This is a genomic window from Phytopseudomonas punonensis, from assembly GCF_900142655.1.
Classification (GTDB): Bacteria; Pseudomonadota; Gammaproteobacteria; order Pseudomonadales; family Pseudomonadaceae; genus Aquipseudomonas; species Aquipseudomonas punonensis.
Window position 1 is genome coordinate 119,343 of record NZ_FRBQ01000010.1, and the last position, 14,886, is coordinate 134,228.

16 protein-coding genes are annotated in these 14,886 nt (G+C 60.9%); 12 read left to right on the forward strand and 4 right to left on the reverse strand.

The window, feature by feature from the left end; all coding sequences use genetic code 11:
• The first annotated feature begins 304 nt into the window (after nt 1-304).
• A complete protein-coding gene (gene azu, locus BUC40_RS19775; RefSeq protein WP_073268036.1) occupies nt 305-754 on the forward strand; it encodes an azurin in 450 nt (149 codons plus the stop codon).
• Nucleotides 755-1,303: 549 nt separating this feature from the next.
• On the opposite strand, the gene BUC40_RS19780 is transcribed toward azu, so the two are convergent.
• Nucleotides 1,304-1,939, reverse strand: coding sequence for a TetR family transcriptional regulator (locus BUC40_RS19780; protein ID WP_073268038.1), 636 nt, complete (start codon nt 1,937-1,939; stop codon nt 1,304-1,306).
• 87 nt (nt 1,940-2,026) lie between these two features.
• Entirely contained in the window at nt 2,027-2,467 is a 441-nt protein-coding gene (locus BUC40_RS19785; protein ID WP_073268040.1) for a Z-ring associated ZapG family protein, read from the reverse strand.
• Nucleotides 2,468-2,597: 130 nt separating this feature from the next.
• Here BUC40_RS19785 and BUC40_RS19790 point away from each other — a divergent pair, with 130 nt between their 5' ends.
• The 3 genes from BUC40_RS19790 to zapE all read left to right on the forward strand — a co-directional run bounded on the left by BUC40_RS19790 (nt 2,598) and on the right by zapE (nt 5,854).
• Nucleotides 2,598-3,227 (forward strand): alpha/beta hydrolase, encoded by a 630-nt coding sequence (locus BUC40_RS19790; protein WP_073268042.1) that lies wholly within the window; start codon nt 2,598-2,600, stop codon nt 3,225-3,227.
• A 63-nt stretch (nt 3,228-3,290) separates the two neighbouring features.
• Entirely contained in the window at nt 3,291-4,640 is a 1,350-nt protein-coding gene (locus BUC40_RS19795) for a tryptophan--tRNA ligase (RefSeq protein WP_073268044.1), read from the forward strand.
• A gap of 119 nt (nt 4,641-4,759) precedes the next feature.
• Nucleotides 4,760-5,854 (forward strand): cell division protein ZapE, encoded by a 1,095-nt coding sequence (zapE, locus tag BUC40_RS19800; RefSeq protein ID WP_073268046.1) that lies wholly within the window; start codon nt 4,760-4,762, stop codon nt 5,852-5,854.
• A gap of 72 nt (nt 5,855-5,926) precedes the next feature.
• On the opposite strand, the gene BUC40_RS19805 is transcribed toward zapE, so the two are convergent.
• Nucleotides 5,927-6,937, reverse strand: a complete 1,011-nt coding sequence (locus BUC40_RS19805) for a GlxA family transcriptional regulator (protein WP_073268048.1) — start codon at nt 6,935-6,937, stop codon at nt 5,927-5,929.
• Nucleotides 6,938-7,209: 272 nt separating this feature from the next.
• Here BUC40_RS19805 and nfi point away from each other — a divergent pair, with 272 nt between their 5' ends.
• Nucleotides 7,210-7,917, forward strand: coding sequence for a deoxyribonuclease V (gene nfi, locus BUC40_RS19810; RefSeq protein ID WP_073268050.1), 708 nt, complete (start codon nt 7,210-7,212; stop codon nt 7,915-7,917).
• Between the two features lie 174 nt (nt 7,918-8,091).
• Here the strand turns inward: nfi and BUC40_RS19815 are convergent, their stop codons facing one another.
• The gene (locus tag BUC40_RS19815; protein ID WP_073268052.1) at nt 8,092-9,129 is read right to left on the reverse strand and encodes an NADP(H)-dependent aldo-keto reductase; all 1,038 of its coding nucleotides are present in this window, start codon (nt 9,127-9,129) and stop codon (nt 8,092-8,094) included.
• A 247-nt stretch (nt 9,130-9,376) separates the two neighbouring features.
• Between BUC40_RS19815 and rplM the strand changes: the two genes are divergently transcribed.
• The 7 genes from rplM (at nt 9,377) to BUC40_RS19850 (ending at nt 14,602) form a co-directional block, all read left to right on the forward strand.
• Nucleotides 9,377-9,805, forward strand: coding sequence for a 50S ribosomal protein L13 (rplM, locus tag BUC40_RS19820; RefSeq protein WP_027976847.1), 429 nt, complete (start codon nt 9,377-9,379; stop codon nt 9,803-9,805).
• A gap of 14 nt (nt 9,806-9,819) precedes the next feature.
• The gene (gene rpsI, locus BUC40_RS19825) at nt 9,820-10,212 is read left to right on the forward strand and encodes a 30S ribosomal protein S9 (RefSeq protein ID WP_073268054.1); all 393 of its coding nucleotides are present in this window, start codon (nt 9,820-9,822) and stop codon (nt 10,210-10,212) included.
• 528 nt (nt 10,213-10,740) lie between these two features.
• Nucleotides 10,741-11,334, forward strand: coding sequence for a ubiquinol-cytochrome c reductase iron-sulfur subunit (gene petA / locus BUC40_RS19830; RefSeq protein ID WP_073268056.1), 594 nt, complete (start codon nt 10,741-10,743; stop codon nt 11,332-11,334).
• Entirely contained in the window at nt 11,334-12,560 is a 1,227-nt protein-coding gene (locus BUC40_RS19835; protein ID WP_073268058.1) for a cytochrome b, read from the forward strand. The genes petA and BUC40_RS19835 overlap by 1 nt, the downstream gene beginning before the upstream one ends.
• Nucleotides 12,560-13,342, forward strand: a complete 783-nt coding sequence (locus BUC40_RS19840) for a cytochrome c1 (protein WP_073268059.1) — start codon at nt 12,560-12,562, stop codon at nt 13,340-13,342. The genes BUC40_RS19835 and BUC40_RS19840 overlap by 1 nt, the downstream gene beginning before the upstream one ends.
• A 179-nt stretch (nt 13,343-13,521) precedes the next feature.
• Nucleotides 13,522-14,139 (forward strand): glutathione S-transferase N-terminal domain-containing protein, encoded by a 618-nt coding sequence (locus tag BUC40_RS19845; RefSeq protein ID WP_073268060.1) that lies wholly within the window; start codon nt 13,522-13,524, stop codon nt 14,137-14,139.
• Between the two features lie 49 nt (nt 14,140-14,188).
• A complete protein-coding gene (locus BUC40_RS19850) occupies nt 14,189-14,602 on the forward strand; it encodes a ClpXP protease specificity-enhancing factor (protein ID WP_073268061.1) in 414 nt (137 codons plus the stop codon).
• Nucleotides 14,603-14,886 lie beyond the last annotated feature (284 nt).

Consider the following 14,886-nt stretch of genomic DNA (forward strand, 5'->3'; position numbering starts at 1 on the left):
CATGCTCTGCAGCGGCCGTTGTGTTTCCGGATGGTTTAGCTGGCGCTGCCGCTCGCAGCCTGTGCATAAGCGGCAAACCATTGCTGCAGGCTATCGATGAAGGTCATGGTCTTCTCCTTTTGAACCTCGGCACAGCGTAGGGCCTGCGCATCCGTTCGGCCGCTTGTTTGTCTGGATGGCCTCGATAGCTTTTCTGGATCGCCTGGCTGGATGGCCTGCGGTCTGTTGCCTCAGGTCATGGGAAATGCCCGGCCGATAGGGCACCCTGCAGGCTGTGAACATTTTTACTGCCAAGGAGACTCCCATGATTCGCAAGTTTGTCGTCGCCTCTGTGCTGGCCCTGGTCAGTGCGCCGCTGTTGGCTGCCGAATGCTCGGTGGAAGTGCACTCCACCGACCAGATGACCTTCGATACCAAGGAGATCAAGATCAGCAAGAGCTGCAAGACCTTTACCGTCGAGCTCAAGCACGTGGGCAACCTGCCTAAGAAAATCATGGGTCACAACCTGGTAGTCGCCAAGACCGCAGACGTTCAGGGCATCAGCACCGACGGCATCGCAGCCGGCGTCGACAAGGATTACCTGAAACCCGATGACGCCCGGGTGATCGCTCATACCAAGCTGATTGGCGGTGGCGAGTCCGACTCGGTGACCTTCGACGTCAGCAAGCTGGATGCGGGCGAGGCTTACCAGTTCTTCTGCTCCTTCCCGGGCCACGCCGCCATGATGAAAGGCGCGGTGACTCTGGTCGACTAAGCCAGGCTGTTATCGCAAAGGCCGCTGCATGTCAGCGGCCTTTTCTTTTGTGCAGGCCTTTTTATCCAGGAGCATCAGTCGGTTGCCTCAGTTACCCACAGAGCCTGTTGATAAGCCTGTATCGAAGATGTGTAAAAGACCGCGTAGCGCTCGAGCGGTGTGACTCGCAGGGCATAGCGCTTTTTTTGAGCAGGCCTCATACCTGTTTTGAAACAGTGACTTGCATGGCTAAAACTGTGACTGGCGGAGTTTTCCACGGCAGTTGTGGGCATTGCTGTGGATAAGGTGAGCATGCTCGGCTACAGCCCTCGCCGGCTGTGGTTTGGCGAGTGGTGATCGTTATTTGATCAGCTGTTTTTGCGTTTTCGAAGCGCCGGAAAGTCAACAATTAGTTGAGGTATTTCAGCGAGTTGCCTGCTCTGCCAGCGAGGTTGTCCACGAAAGATGTGGAGCAAGCTGTGGATAACGTGGGAGCAGCGCTGCGCAGGCCAGAAAGGGCGCGCGGTTGCGCACACTGGTGATTTTTCGCTCTCTTGGCTGCGTGCTGAATCAGTCCTGCTCCGAGGCACTCAGGCCACGCCAGCGCTTGGCGCCGATGAGGATAAAGCGCAGCTGCTCGATCATCTTGGTTTCCGGCCGGCGATGGGCGGGCAGGGCAGCGCCTTGCGGGTCGATCAGCTCCGGCAGGGTGGCGAATACGGTTTTCACCACCAGGTCGGCCAACATGCTGCGGGCAGCTTCATCGAGGTGCTGCAGCTTGGGCATCAGGCTCAGGTCGCTGGCCAGGTCCTCAGCGATATCGTCGCGAAAGGTCGCCAGCGCCTGGCGTACCGGCAGCGAACCACCGAACTGCTCGCGGGCGAGAAACAGGAACTGCCCGCGGTTCTCTTCCACGGCGCGCAGAAAGATCTGCACCGAGGCATCGATGATCCCGCCCAGCTCGAATTCGTTACGGCGCACCTGGCGCAGGGTGGTGCGGAAGGTTTCGCCCACTTCGGCCACCAGGGCTAGGCCGAGGGCGTCCATGTCCTTGAAGTGGCGATAGAAACCGGTCGGCACGATACCGGCGGCGCGTGCCACTTCACGCAAGCTCAGGCTGCTGAAGGCCCGGCCGCCGTCCAGCAGCTCGCGGGCGGCATCCATCAGCGCTTGGCGGGTAGGGTGGTGTGAGGGACGTGCTGGCATGGAATCACTTCCTTGTCGGGCTCGGTGCAAGCATCCTAAAACAAAACCCCGCCAAAGGGCGGGGTTCGGGTATTGCTAGTCAGTGGCTCAGTAACGGTTCTTCAGGCCGTAGCCCTCGTCGAGCATGCCTGGCACGTCGCCAGTCTTGGGCGCGTAATCCTTGGGGATTTCCATGTCGCGCGGCGGCGTCAGGCGCTCGCGTTTATCGGCGCTCGGCTCGGCGTGCAGGGTGGCGAGCAAGCGCTGGCGGGTCACTTCGTCGAGTGCCAGGCGGTCGGCACCATGCGACAGGTGCTCCTGAACGTCGTGATAGCTCTGGGTCAGCTTCTTGACCAGGCTAGCGGTGGTGTTGAAGTGGGTGACCACTTCGTTCTGGTAGGCCTCGAAACGTTCCTGCATCTCGTCCAGCTGACGCTGAGTGCGGCTGGGAGCAGCATTGGGCGCAAGACGGGCGATCAGGAAACCGATGGCGATGCCAGCGACCAGGGTGAGCGCCGGTAGCAACCAGGCGGTGAGCGTCTGTTCCACGAGTCCTTCCTCTCTAAACGGCTTTGCTTTACGTTAACGGCTGGAACCTGCGCTGTACACCGCTAAGTGTGTGTATGCGAAGGCTAAATGCTAGACGAGTCGACCCGATTCAAGGTCACGGAGTTCACTGTTGCTGATCCGCGAAACCCCCGTAATGATCGATGGCCCAAGCGGCCAGCTCGAGGCCCTTTGCCTGGAAGTGGCCGAAGCGCGCGGTGTCGCGCTGATCTGTCACCCGAATCCCGTGCAGGGCGGCACCATGCTCAACAAGGTGGTGTCGACCCTGCAACGCACCGCCCGTGATGCTGGCTACCACACCCTGCGTTTCAACTATCGCGGCGTGGGCGCCAGCGCCGGCAGCCACGACATGGGCACCGGTGAAGTGGATGACGCCGAAGCCGTCTCCCATTGGCTGCGCGAGCGCTACCCGGATCTACCGATCACCCTGATGGGCTTCTCCTTCGGTGGCTTCGTGGCTGCTGCCCTGGGCGGTCGCCTGGAGCTGCAGGGCGTCGAGCTGGCGAAGCTGTTCATGATCGCCCCGGCCGTTACCCGCCTGAGCGCCGATACGCCGCCTGCCGAGCGCTGCCCGCTGGTGATGATCCAGCCGGACGCCGACGAAGTGATCGAGCCGCAGCGGGTCTACGACTGGTCGGCCGACCTCGGGCGTGCTCATGAGCTCCTGAAAGTGGCAGAATGCGGCCACTTTTTTCACGGCAAGCTGACCGATCTCAAGGATCTGCTGCTGCCTCGTCTTTGATCTGCCACGTGCCAGCCTGGCACGGCAGATCCTCAAGTTGGTCCACGTAAAGCGAACCTGAACATGACCACTCGTATCCTTACCGGCATCACCACCACCGGCACGCCGCACCTGGGCAACTATGCGGGCGCGATTCGCCCAGCCATCGTCGCCAGCCGCCGCGCCGACATGGATTCCTTCTATTTCCTGGCCGACTATCACGCGCTGATCAAGTGTGATGACCCGGCACGCATCCAGCGTTCGCGTCTGGAAATCGCCGCGACCTGGCTGGCGCTGGGCCTGGATACCGACAAGGCGACTTTCTACCGCCAGTCCGACATTCCGGAAATCCCCGAGCTGTGCTGGCTACTGACCTGTGTGGCTGGCAAGGGCCTGCTCAACCGCGCCCACGCCTACAAGGCCTCGGTGGACAAGAACGTCGAAGCCGGTGAAGACCCGGATGCCGGCGTGAGCATGGGGCTGTTCAGCTATCCGGTGCTGATGGCGGCGGACATTCTGATGTTCAACGCCCAGAAGGTGCCGGTCGGCCGTGACCAGATCCAGCACGTGGAGATGGCCCGCGACATTGGCCAGCGCTTCAACCACCTGTTCGGCCAGGGCAAGGACCTGTTCAAGCTGCCTGAAGTGGTAATCGAGGAAGACGTCGCCACGCTGCCAGGCCTCGACGGCCGCAAGATGAGCAAGAGCTACGACAACACCATTCCGCTGTTCGGCAGCTCCAAGCAGCTCAAGGATGCCGTGGCGCGGATCGTCACCGACTCCCGACAGCCCGGCGAGGCGAAGGATCCGGACAACTCGCACCTGTTCACCATCTATCAGGCCTTTGCCGCACCGACCCAGCAGGCGGATTTCCGCGCCGCGCTGCTCGGCGGGCTGGCCTGGGGCGAAGCCAAACAGGCGCTTTATGAGCTGCTGGAGGCTGAGCTGGGTGAGGCGCGCGAACGCTACCACACGCTGATCGCCCGCCCGGCCGATCTGGAAGACATCCTGCTGGCCGGCGCTGCCAAGGCGCGCAAGATCGCTACGCCGTTCCTCGGCGAACTGCGCGAAGCGGTTGGCCTGCGCTCGTTCCGCGAGCAAGTGCAGGTCGCCACGGACAGCAAGAAAAAGGCTGCCAAGCGCGCCCGCTTCGTCAGCTTCCGCGATGAAGACGGCAGCTTCCGCTTCCGTTTGCTGGATGCCGATGGCGAGCAACTGCTGCTGTCGTCGTCCTTCGCTGACGGCAAGGCGGCAGGGCAGGTGAGCAAGCGCCTGCAGGCTGGTGATGTGTTGGATATCCGTGTTCAGGGCAATGCCTTCGGCGTCTGGCTGGACGAGCAGCAGGTCGCTGAAAGCCCGGCGTTCGCCGATGCGGGCGCCACCGAGGCAGCAATTGCCCGCCTGCGCGAAGCACTGGCGCCGGAAGAAGCCTGACACCTATGGGCGGCGCTACGGTCTGAAGCCTTAGCCCCGCTGCCCATAGGGCCTATTTGCCAATCCTCGGGGGCGTCGTTAAAGTGTCGCCCCCGCTTTACTTGCCCGGTTTTCGCACTATGACTCCGCTCGAACGCTACCAGGCCGACCTCAAACGTCCGGACTTCTTTCACGATGCCGCCCAGGAAAAGGCTGTGCGCCACCTGCAGCGTCTGTATGACGAATTGGTCGCCGATGATCGCAGCAAGCCCGGCGTGCTCGGCAAACTGTTCGGCAAGAAGACCGTCACCCCGGTCAAGGGCCTGTATTTCTGGGGCGGCGTCGGCCGCGGCAAGACCTATCTGGTCGACACCTTCTTCGATGCCCTGCCGTTCAAGGAAAAGGAACGCACCCACTTCCACCGCTTCATGAAGCGCGTGCACGAAGAGATGCGCACCCTCAAGGACGTCAAGAACCCGCTGACGGTGATCGGCAAGCGCTTCTCCGAGCAGTTCCGGGTGATCTGCTTCGACGAGTTCTTCGTTTCCGACATCACCGACGCGATGATCCTGGCGACGCTGCTCGAAGAGATGTTCAAGAACGGCGTGACCCTGGTTTCGACCTCCAACATCGTGCCCGACGGCCTCTACAAGGACGGTCTGCAGCGCGCGCGCTTCCTGCCGGCCATCGAGCTGCTGAAGGTGCATACCGAGGTCGTCAACGTCGACAGCGGTATCGACTACCGCCTGCGGGCACTGGAACAAGCCGAGCTGTTCCACTTCCCGTTGGGCGAAGCCGCCGAGCAGAGCCTGGAAAAGAGCTTCAAGAGCCTGCTGCACGAGCAAACCACCGTGCAGGAAAACGAGTCACTGATGATCGAGAACCGCGCCATCGTCGCGCGTCGGGTCGGCGGTGACGTGGGCTGGTTCGATTTCCGCGAGCTGTGCGACGGCCCGCGCAGCCAGAACGATTACATCGAGCTGGGCAAGATCTTCCACTCGGTGATCCTCTCCAACGTCGAGCAGATGAGCGTGGCCAAGGAAGACATGGCGCGGCGCTTCATCAACCTGGTGGACGAGTTCTACGACCGCAACGTCAAGCTAATCATCTCCGCCGAAGTGGAGCTCAAGGATCTGTACACCGGCGGGCGCCTGAGCTTCGAGTTCCAGCGCACCCTCAGCCGCTTGCTGGAAATGCAGTCCCACGAGTTCCTCTCGCGCCCGCACAAGCCCTGATCGGCTGATTGCAACGGCAAAGGCCGCACGCTCGCTTCCGGAAAGGATGCACGGCGTGCGGCCTTTTTCGTTTCAGTTGCCGGCCGGCTGCGCCTGCTGCTGGAACTGCTGGCGGTAGTGGTTGGGCGACAGCCCGGTGTGCTGGCGAAACAGGCGGGCGAAGAAGCTGGCGTCGTCATAGCCGATCTCGTAGCTGACGGCCTTGATGCTTTTCGCGGATGACGACAGCAACCCCTTGGCTGTTTCGATACGCAGGCGCTGCAGGTAATACAGCGGCTTGTCGCCGGTAGCGGCGTGGAAGCGGCGCATGAAGTTGCGAATGCTCATGCCGTGGTCGCGGGCTACGTCTTCGAAGCGAAAACGCTCGGCGAAGTGCTCCTCTAGCCACTGCTGGATCTGCAGGATCTTGGTGTCCTGATGCTGCTTCTGGCCACCGAAACCGATGCGCCCCGGCGTATAGCTGCGGCGCACTTCGTAGAGGATGTCGCGGGCCACGCTCTGCGCCACGCCCGTGCCGCAGAAACGCTCGATCAGGTAGATGTACAGGTCGCACGCCGAGGTTGGGCCGGCCACGCAGTAGAGGTTGTCGGCGTCGGTCAGGTGTTTGTCCTGGTTTAGCGCCACGGCCGGAAAGCGCGTGGCGAACTCGCCGAAGAAGCGCCAGCAGGTGGTCGCTTCCTTACCGTCGAGCAGGCCAGCTGCGGCCATCCAGTAAACCCCGTTGGCTTCGCCGCAGAGGCTGGCGCCGGCTGCATGGCGTTCACGCAGCCAGTCGAATACTTGCGGGTAGCGGCTGCACAGCGCGTCGTAATCGTCCCAGAAGGCCGGCAGGATGATCAGCTCAGCCTGGTTGTCGAGGCCTCCATCGACAGGCAGCTGCACGTCGCTGAAGCTGCGCACCGGCAGGCCATCCGGGCTGACCAGACGCACCTCGAAGGTCGGCACCAGCCCCAACCCCTGCTGCTTGCCATGGCGCAGGCCGGCCATATGAAAGAAATCTCTGGCCTGCATGAGGGTCGAAGCGAATACACCGGGCGTGGCGAGGATGCTCACGCGCGTGAGCGGGAATGGCAGGCTGGGCATGGCTGTTGTTCTTATTTTGAGTGATTGGGTCAGCCTGATGGTAAAGCCGTCAGGCTGCGGCTGAATCGTCTTCTTTTATCCCGCCTGCGTCCAGTCTGGTCTTAGAGCCTGTTCAAAGTCTCGCGAGCTAGAGCAATGCAAGGCGAAAATAGGCGAGGACGCGGAGTTTACGGGCTGTAAATGAGCAGTCCGAGCCTGTTTTTAACGCCGCAGTGCCGACGCGCAGCAGACTTTGAACAGGTTCTTACAGCACTGTTGGGGGATACACCGTCATGATTAGTTTTTCCGAGCTGGCCGCCGCGCCATTCGCCGATTGGGACGGCACGCCGGCTGCGGCGAGAATTCTGCAGAAAGAGCTGGCCGAGCAAGTGTGCCTAGAGGACGATTTTCCGCCGTTGCGGGTGCTGGCAGGCGTCGATGTCGGCTTTGAGGAAGGCGGCGAAATCACCCGCGCAGCAGCGATCCTGCTCGACGCCGAAACCCTGCAGCCACTGGCCGAATGCGTGGCGCGAATTCCCACCAGCATGCCGTACGTGCCGGGGCTGTTGTCGTTTCGCGAACTGCCGGCGCTGATTAGCGCCTTGGCGGGGTTGCCACAGGAGCCTGATCTGATTGTGGTCGATGGTCACGGTATCGCCCATCCGCGTGGGCTGGGTATCGCTGCGCATCTGGGTGTGGTGACGGGGAGGCCGACCATCGGAGTAGCGAAGAAGATTCTCACTGGGCATCACTGTGAGCTGGGTGACGAGCGGGGCTACAAGGTTGAATTGCTCGACCGCCAGAACCGGCAGATCGGCTGGGTGCTGCGCAGCAAGCGCAAAGTGCGGCCGCTGATCGTTTCGCCGGGTAACCGGGTGAGCATGTACACGGCAGCAGAGCTGGTGCTGAGCTGGGATCGCGGTTATCGGCTGCCAGAGCCGACGCGTTTGGCCGACCGGTTGGCATCGCGGCGCGATAGCAGGGGGCCGAAGCTGCTGTAGGCAGTGTTAAGGCTTGTGCGATGGGTTGTCACCCATCCTACGACTGGTAGGTTTGCAGTAGTAGGGTGGGCTAAAGCCCACCCTACTAGATTTGCGTGAAGATCTTGTGGGTTGTCACCCCCAGCATCCCGTAGGGTGGGTGACAACCCACCAATAACCCTTAACCCTGAAAAATCATGGCGCCGGGTTGGGCTGCGTCTTGTGAATCGCCTCGATACCTTCCAGCACTTCATCGCTGAGCTTCAGCTCGCTGCTCGCCAGGTTGGCGTCCAGCTGTTGCAGCGAGGTGGCGCCGATGATGTTGCTGGTCACGAACGGGCGGCTGGTCACGAACGCCAGGGCCATCTGTGCCGGATCCAGGCCGTGTTCGCGGGCCAGGGCCACATAGCGCGAGCAAGCCGACACGGTTTCCGGGCTGTTGTAGCGGGCGAAGCGGCTGAACAAGGTCAGGCGGGCGTTTTCCGGACGGGCGCCATTGTCGTATTTGCCCGAGAGCATGCCAAACGCCAGGGGCGAGTAGGCCAGCAAGCCGCATTGCTCACGAATCGATACTTCGGCCATGCCCACTTCGTAGCTGCGGTTGAGCAGGTTGTAGGGGTTCTGCACTGACACCACCCGAGACATGCCACGGGCTTCGGCCAGCTGCAGGAATTTCATGGTGCCCCACGGCGTTTCGTTGGACAGGCCAATGTGGCGGATCTTGCCAGCCTTGACCTGCTCTTCCAGCGCTTCGAGGATTTCCTCGATTGGGGTGAAGTCGCTGTCCTGATGGTTGTAGCCGAGCTGGCCGAAGAAGTTGGTCGGGCGCTCTGGCCAGTGCAACTGGTAGAGGTCGATCCAGTCGGTTTGCAGGCGTTTGAGGCTGGCGTCCAGCGCGGCGACGATGTGCTGGCGGTTGTGCTTGAGCTGGCCGTCGCGAATATGGGTGATGCCATTGCCGGGGCCGGCGATCTTGCTGGCCAGAATCCAGTCGGCGCGATCACCGCGTTGCTTGAAGTAGTCGCCGATAATCTGCTCGGTCTTGCTGTAGGTTTCTGCACGCGGCGGTACCGGGTACATCTCCGCCGTGTCGATGAAATTGATGCCGTAGGCCTTGGCGCGTTCGATCTGTGCGAACGCTTCGGCAGCGTCGTTTTGCTCGCCCCAGGTCATGGTGCCCAGGCACAGGGCGCTGACGTTGAGATCGGTTCGGCCGAGCTTGCGGTATTCCATTGGAGCGTCCTCTGACAAAAGGGGCATACAAGCAGGTTGAAATTTTTTTCGCAATCAGGATAATCCGCCTCCTCTTTCTGCGGTGGAAGTGATGCGCCGCCTGCCGAAGAATCTTGCCGTACGCGGACGCGCTGACCCGAGCCCCCGAATAGCGCCCGCATCCGGCTGCCTTTGACTTGTCAAAGTACGCACTATTCAGTAAGATCCGCCGTCTATTTTTGCTGGGCGGCCCCTGAGGCTATAAAGAATGAAAACTTTTACCGCTAAACCGGAAACAGTAAAACGCGACTGGTTCGTCGTTGACGCTGCTGGTCAGACCCTGGGTCGTCTGGCTACAGAAATCGCGAGCCGTCTGCGTGGCAAGCACAAGCCTGAGTACACCCCTCACGTTGACACCGGCGACTACATCGTCGTTATCAACGCCGAGCAGGTACGTGTGACTGGCGCTAAAACCAGCGACAAAATGTACTACTCCCACTCCGGTTTCCCGGGCGGCATCAAGTCGATCAGCTTCGAGAAGTTGATCGCTAAGGCCCCTGAGCGCGTGATCGAGACCGCGGTTAAAGGCATGCTGCCGAAAAACCCGCTGGGCCGCGACATGTACCGTAAGCTGAAAGTCTATGCGGGCGCTGCTCACCCTCATACTGCTCAGCAGCCTCAAGAACTGAAGATTTAACGGAATAGTTCATTATGTCGGCGACTCAAAATTACGGCACTGGCCGTCGCAAGACTGCAACCGCACGCGTTTTCCTGCGTCCGGGCACTGGCAAGATCTCCATCAACAACCGCACCCTGGACACCTTCTTCGGTCGTGAAACTGCCCGCATGGTAGTTCGCCAGCCGCTGGAGCTGACCGAGATGACCGAGAAATTCGACATCTACGTTACCGTTATCGGTGGCGGTGTGAGCGGTCAAGCTGGTGCAATTCGTCACGGTATCACCCGCGCTCTGATGGACTACGACGAAACTCTGCGTCCGGCTCTGCGTAAAGCAGGCTACGTGACTCGCGATGCTCGTGAAGTAGAACGTAAGAAAGTCGGTCTGCGTAAAGCACGTAAGCGTCCTCAGTACTCCAAGCGTTAATTCGCTTCGGTACTCGAAAACGCCCAGTTTCCTCACGGAGCTGGGCGTTTTTTATTGCCTGCCATTTTTGGCGGCTACCCTGCGGCCCGTCGCAAACTACGTTAGAAATGGCGCCCTGCCATTTTTAATTGCTGCTCCAGGCGCCGCCGATTTCCGTCCGCTCCGCTCGAACTCTGGTGTTTGCGGCCTACTCACCGCTTCGTTGATGCGCGTCATGAGTCGCCCGGTGGGCCTGTGCGAATCTCGCGCCGGATTGCAGTAGCGCCGATCCGATGCACCACCACTACCACGTTCTACCTCCGCCGCCCGGCCGCCGACTTGTTCTGCGGGGCCGTATGGCCGAGGCAATCGATTAAAGTCGCTGATGAACGTCGAATGGAAGCGCCCCGGACGTGCGCAGCCCTGAATAGAGACGGGCGAGTGCGCGTATGGCGCCGCTATGTCCCTCTGGCCGCTGCTGCCTCGCGACAGACACTTACTTATTAGAGGCCTGAACAACAGGCCGGAAAGCCGATGGGAGACGACTGAATGAGCAATGACGGCGTGAATGCGGGCCGGCGTCGCTTTCTGGTGGCAGCCACTTCGGTGGTTGGGGCCGCCGGGGCGGTGGGGGCTGCAATTCCGTTTGTGGGGTCGTGGTACCCGAGTGCCAAGGCCAAGGCCGCGGGTGCTCCGGTCAAGGTCAACGTCAGCAAGATCGAGCCGGGCCAGCAGATGGTCGCCGAATGGCGTGGCCAGCCGGTGTTCATCATGCGGCGCACCGAGGCGATCCTCGAGAACCTCACCAAGATCGAAGGGCAGCTGGCCGATGCGGACTCCCAGCATTCGGTGCAGCCTCGTTACGTTGACCCGAAAACCCGCTCGATCAAGCCGGAAATCCTCCTGCTGGTCGGGCTGTGCACGCACTTGGGCTGCGCGCCGTCATTCCGTCCCGAGGTGGCACCTGCTGACCTTGGCGAGAACTGGGTCGGTGGTTATTTCTGCCCGTGTCACGGTTCGCGCTATGACCTCGCCGGCCGCGTCTACAAGTCGCAACCGGCGCCGCTGAACCTGCCGGTGCCGGCGCACACCTACGAGTCGGCTGACGTGATCATCATCGGTGTGGATCAGGAGCAAGCATGATGAGCAAATTCATGGAGTGGGTGGACGCACGCTTCCCCGCCACCAATATGTGGAACGACCACCTCGCCAAGTATTACGCGCCGAAGAACTTCAACTTCCTGTATTTCTTCGGCTCCCTGGCGCTGCTGGTGCTGGTCAATCAATTGCTGACTGGTGTGTGGCTGACCATGAGCTACAACCCGACTGCCGAGGGTGCCTTCGCGTCGGTCGAGGGGCTGATGCGCGACGTGCGCACCGGCGATACGCCCCACGGTGCGATCCTGCGCTACATGCATTCCACCGGCGCATCTGCGTTCTTCATCGTCGTCTACCTGCACATGTTCCGCGGCCTGCTCTATGGCTCGTATCAGAAGCCCCGTGAGCTGGTGTGGATCTTCGGCATGCTGATCTACCTGATGCTGATGGCCGAAGCCTTCATGGGCTACCTGCTGCCGTGGGGGCAGATGTCCTACTGGGGCGCCCAGGTGATCATCTCGCTGTTCGGCGCCATTCCGTACATCGGCGGCGAGCTGACTGAGTGGATTCGCGGTGACTACCTGATTTCCGGCATCACCCTGAATCGCTTCTTCGCTCTGCACGTGGTGGCCCTGCCGATCGTCATTCTCGGCCTGGTGGTGCTGCACATTCTGGCGCTGCACGAAGTCGGCTCGAACAACCCGGACGGCATCGACATCAAGAAGTACAAGGACGAGAACGGCATCCCGCTCGACGGCATTCCCTTCCACCCGTACTACACGGTGAAGGATATCGTCGGCGTCGTGGTGTTCCTGTTCGTCTTCTGCTTCGTGGTGTTCTTCTTCCCAGAGATGGGCGGCTACTTCCTCGAGAAGCCCAACTTCGAGCAGGCCAACCCGTTCAAGACCCCCGAGCACATCGCTCCGGTGTGGTACTTCACGCCGTTCTACGCAATCTTGCGCGCCATCCCCGACAAGTTGATGGGCGTGATCGCCATGGGCGCCGCCATTGCCGTGCTGTTCGTGCTGCCCTGGCTGGACCGCAGCCCCGTGCGCTCGATGCGCTACAAGGGCTGGCTGAGCAAGCTGTGGTTGCTGGTGTTCTGCGTGTCCTTCGTCATCCTCGGTGTGCTCGGCGTTCTGCCTCCCACGCCGGGCCGTACGCTGCTGTCGCAACTGTGCACGGCGCTGTATTTCGCGTACTTCATCCTGATGCCGTTCTACACCAGGATGGAAAAGACCAAACCCGTTCCTGAAAGGGTGACCGGCTGATGAGAAAGCTATTTGCTGCATGTGTGGTCGCGTTACTGCCGGCATTCGCGCTGGCGGCCGGTGGCCACGGCGTGGCCCTGGACAACGCCGATATCGACCTGACCGACAAGGCTGCGCTGCAGGATGGCGCGCGTACTTTCGCCAACTACTGCATGGGCTGTCACAGCGCCAAGTTCCAGCGCTACGAGCGCGTTGCTGCGGACATCGGCGTGTCCGAAGAACAAATGATGGCGAACCTGGTGTTCACCGACGCCAAGATCGGCGACCACATGACCATCGGCATGAAGCCCGAGGACGCCAAGCGCTGGTTCGGCGCCGCGCCGCCCGATCTGACCCTGGTCGCCCGGGTACGCGGCAACGACTGGCAGTATACCTATCTGCGTACCTTCTATGACGATCCGGCGCGGCCGCTGGGCGCCAACAATCTGGTGTTCCCCAACGTCGGCATGCCCAACGTGCTGGGTCGCCTGCAGGGGCGTCAGTACATGGGCTGCAAGCAGGTGCAGGTGGTCGACAACGGCAAGAAGCAGTTCGACCCACTGACCGGCACACCGCTGACTCATGAAGCCTGCGACCAGCTGGTGCTCGAGCCGAACAGCGGCCAGCTCAGCCCCCAGGCTTTCGATGACAAGGTGCGCAACCTGGTGACTTTCCTGGCCTACTCGGCGGATCCGAACAAGCTGCACATGAGGCGCATCGGCACTTACGTGCTGATCTACCTGGCGTTCTTCTTCGTATTCGCCTATCTGCTCAAGCGCGAGTATTGGAAAGACGTGCATTAAAAACTACCTGCGCCGGCGGCCTCGCTTACGTTTTTAAACTGTCGGTTCCGGTATCATGCTCAGCCCGCGTACCCCGCGGGCTTTTTTATGCCCTGAAAACTCATTCATGGGCAGCCGGGAGCCGTCGCTTGCGACAGCGTTTCCGGCGATTTTATGTTTCACAAATCTGGAGGATCGCCTTGGCTGCGACCAACCGGTTGGCCTGTTTTTCCGACGCCGCCAATCACTACTCTCACCGCGTGCGCATCGTGCTTGCCGAGAAGAACGTCGTTGTGGAAATCATCGACGTGGAGCAGGGCCGCTTGCCTGACAAGCTGCTCGAAGCCAACCCCTACGCGACGCTGCCGACTCTAGTCGACCGTGACTTGGCGCTCTACGAGCCCACGGTGATCATGGAGTACCTGGAAGAGCGCTACCCGCACCCGCCGTTGATGCCGGTGTATCCGGTGGCACGCGGCAACACGCGCCTGCTGATGCACCGCATTCAGCGCGATTGGTGCTCGCTGGTCGACCTGATTCTCGACCCGCGCAGCAAAGAGCCGGCCCGTGTGCAGGCGCGCAAGGAATTGCGCGAAAGCCTGACCGGGGTTTCTCCGCTGTTCGCCGAGAAGCCATTTTTTCTCAGCGACGAGCTGAGCTTGGTAGACTGCTGCCTGTTGCCGATCCTCTGGCGCCTGCCGGTGCTGGGGATCGAATTGCCAAGGCCGGCTAAACCGCTGCTCGATTACATGGACCGGCAGTTTGCGCGCGCGAGTTTTCGCCAGAGCCTGTCGTCTGTCGAACGAGACATGCGCTGACCCATTTTTCCGGGGCGCCGCAGTAGGCGCACCCCGTTCAGGAGGTTTGATGAACTCCAGTCGTCCTTATCTGATTCGCGCGCTGTACGAGTGGATCGTCGACAACGGTTGCACCCCCCATCTGCTGGTCAACGCCGAGTATCCCGGTGTTCAGGTCCCGACCAAGTTCGTCAGTGACGGGCAGATCGTGCTCAACGTATCGCCCACCGCAGTACGTGAACTGGATCTTGGCACCGAGGCGGTCAGCTTCGAGGGCCGCTTTGGTGGCGTCGGCCACAGCCTGTTCGTGCCGTCGCCTGCCGTGCTGGCGATCTACGCGCGGGAAAATGGCCAGGGCATGGTCTTCGATCAAGAGCCACCGCCCGTGCAAAACGAGGTCGAGGTTGTCGAAGAGCAGGACACGCCACCGGACGACGAGCCGCCGCGGCCAAGCGGACGGCCGAGCCTGAAGGTCGTCAAGTAAGCGCTTTTATCGCTTGTCGCTTGCAAAATGCCGGTCTCATGACCGGCATTTTTTATGGGCGGGGCGAAACTTTCCACGCGCTGCAATGGCATTTTGGCAGTTCGTGCAATCTGCCTGAGCCGCTACGCTTTAACATGCAGTTTGCACGGAAAATAGAATTCACATAATTGCTTAAATTATTGATTTTTAATGATTATTTTTGATTTAAAAACCTGGCACAGCGCTTGCGATATTCAGGAGGAAGCCACAGTCCAGAAGTTGGATGTGGCGAACTTGAATGAAAC

Bases quoted from the DNA above. Each gene is read 5' to 3' on its own strand.
- azu (WP_073268036.1), top strand. From the start codon at position 305: ATGATTCGCAAGTTTGTCGTCGCCTCTGTGCTGGCCCTGGTCAGTGCG.
- BUC40_RS19780 (WP_073268038.1), bottom strand. From the start codon at position 1,939: ATGCCAGCACGTCCCTCACACCACCCTACCCGCCAAGCGCTGATGGAT.
- BUC40_RS19795 (WP_073268044.1), top strand. From the start codon at position 3,291: ATGACCACTCGTATCCTTACCGGCATCACCACCACCGGCACGCCGCAC.
- zapE (WP_073268046.1), top strand. From the start codon at position 4,760: ATGACTCCGCTCGAACGCTACCAGGCCGACCTCAAACGTCCGGACTTC.
- BUC40_RS19805 (WP_073268048.1), bottom strand. From the start codon at position 6,937: ATGCCCAGCCTGCCATTCCCGCTCACGCGCGTGAGCATCCTCGCCACG.
- nfi (WP_073268050.1), top strand. From the start codon at position 7,210: ATGATTAGTTTTTCCGAGCTGGCCGCCGCGCCATTCGCCGATTGGGAC.
- BUC40_RS19815 (WP_073268052.1), bottom strand. From the start codon at position 9,129: ATGGAATACCGCAAGCTCGGCCGAACCGATCTCAACGTCAGCGCCCTG.
- rplM (WP_027976847.1), top strand. From the start codon at position 9,377: ATGAAAACTTTTACCGCTAAACCGGAAACAGTAAAACGCGACTGGTTC.
- rpsI (WP_073268054.1), top strand. From the start codon at position 9,820: ATGTCGGCGACTCAAAATTACGGCACTGGCCGTCGCAAGACTGCAACC.
- petA (WP_073268056.1), top strand. From the start codon at position 10,741: ATGAGCAATGACGGCGTGAATGCGGGCCGGCGTCGCTTTCTGGTGGCA.
- BUC40_RS19835 (WP_073268058.1), top strand. From the start codon at position 11,334: ATGAGCAAATTCATGGAGTGGGTGGACGCACGCTTCCCCGCCACCAAT.
- BUC40_RS19840 (WP_073268059.1), top strand. From the start codon at position 12,560: ATGAGAAAGCTATTTGCTGCATGTGTGGTCGCGTTACTGCCGGCATTC.
- BUC40_RS19850 (WP_073268061.1), top strand. From the start codon at position 14,189: ATGAACTCCAGTCGTCCTTATCTGATTCGCGCGCTGTACGAGTGGATC.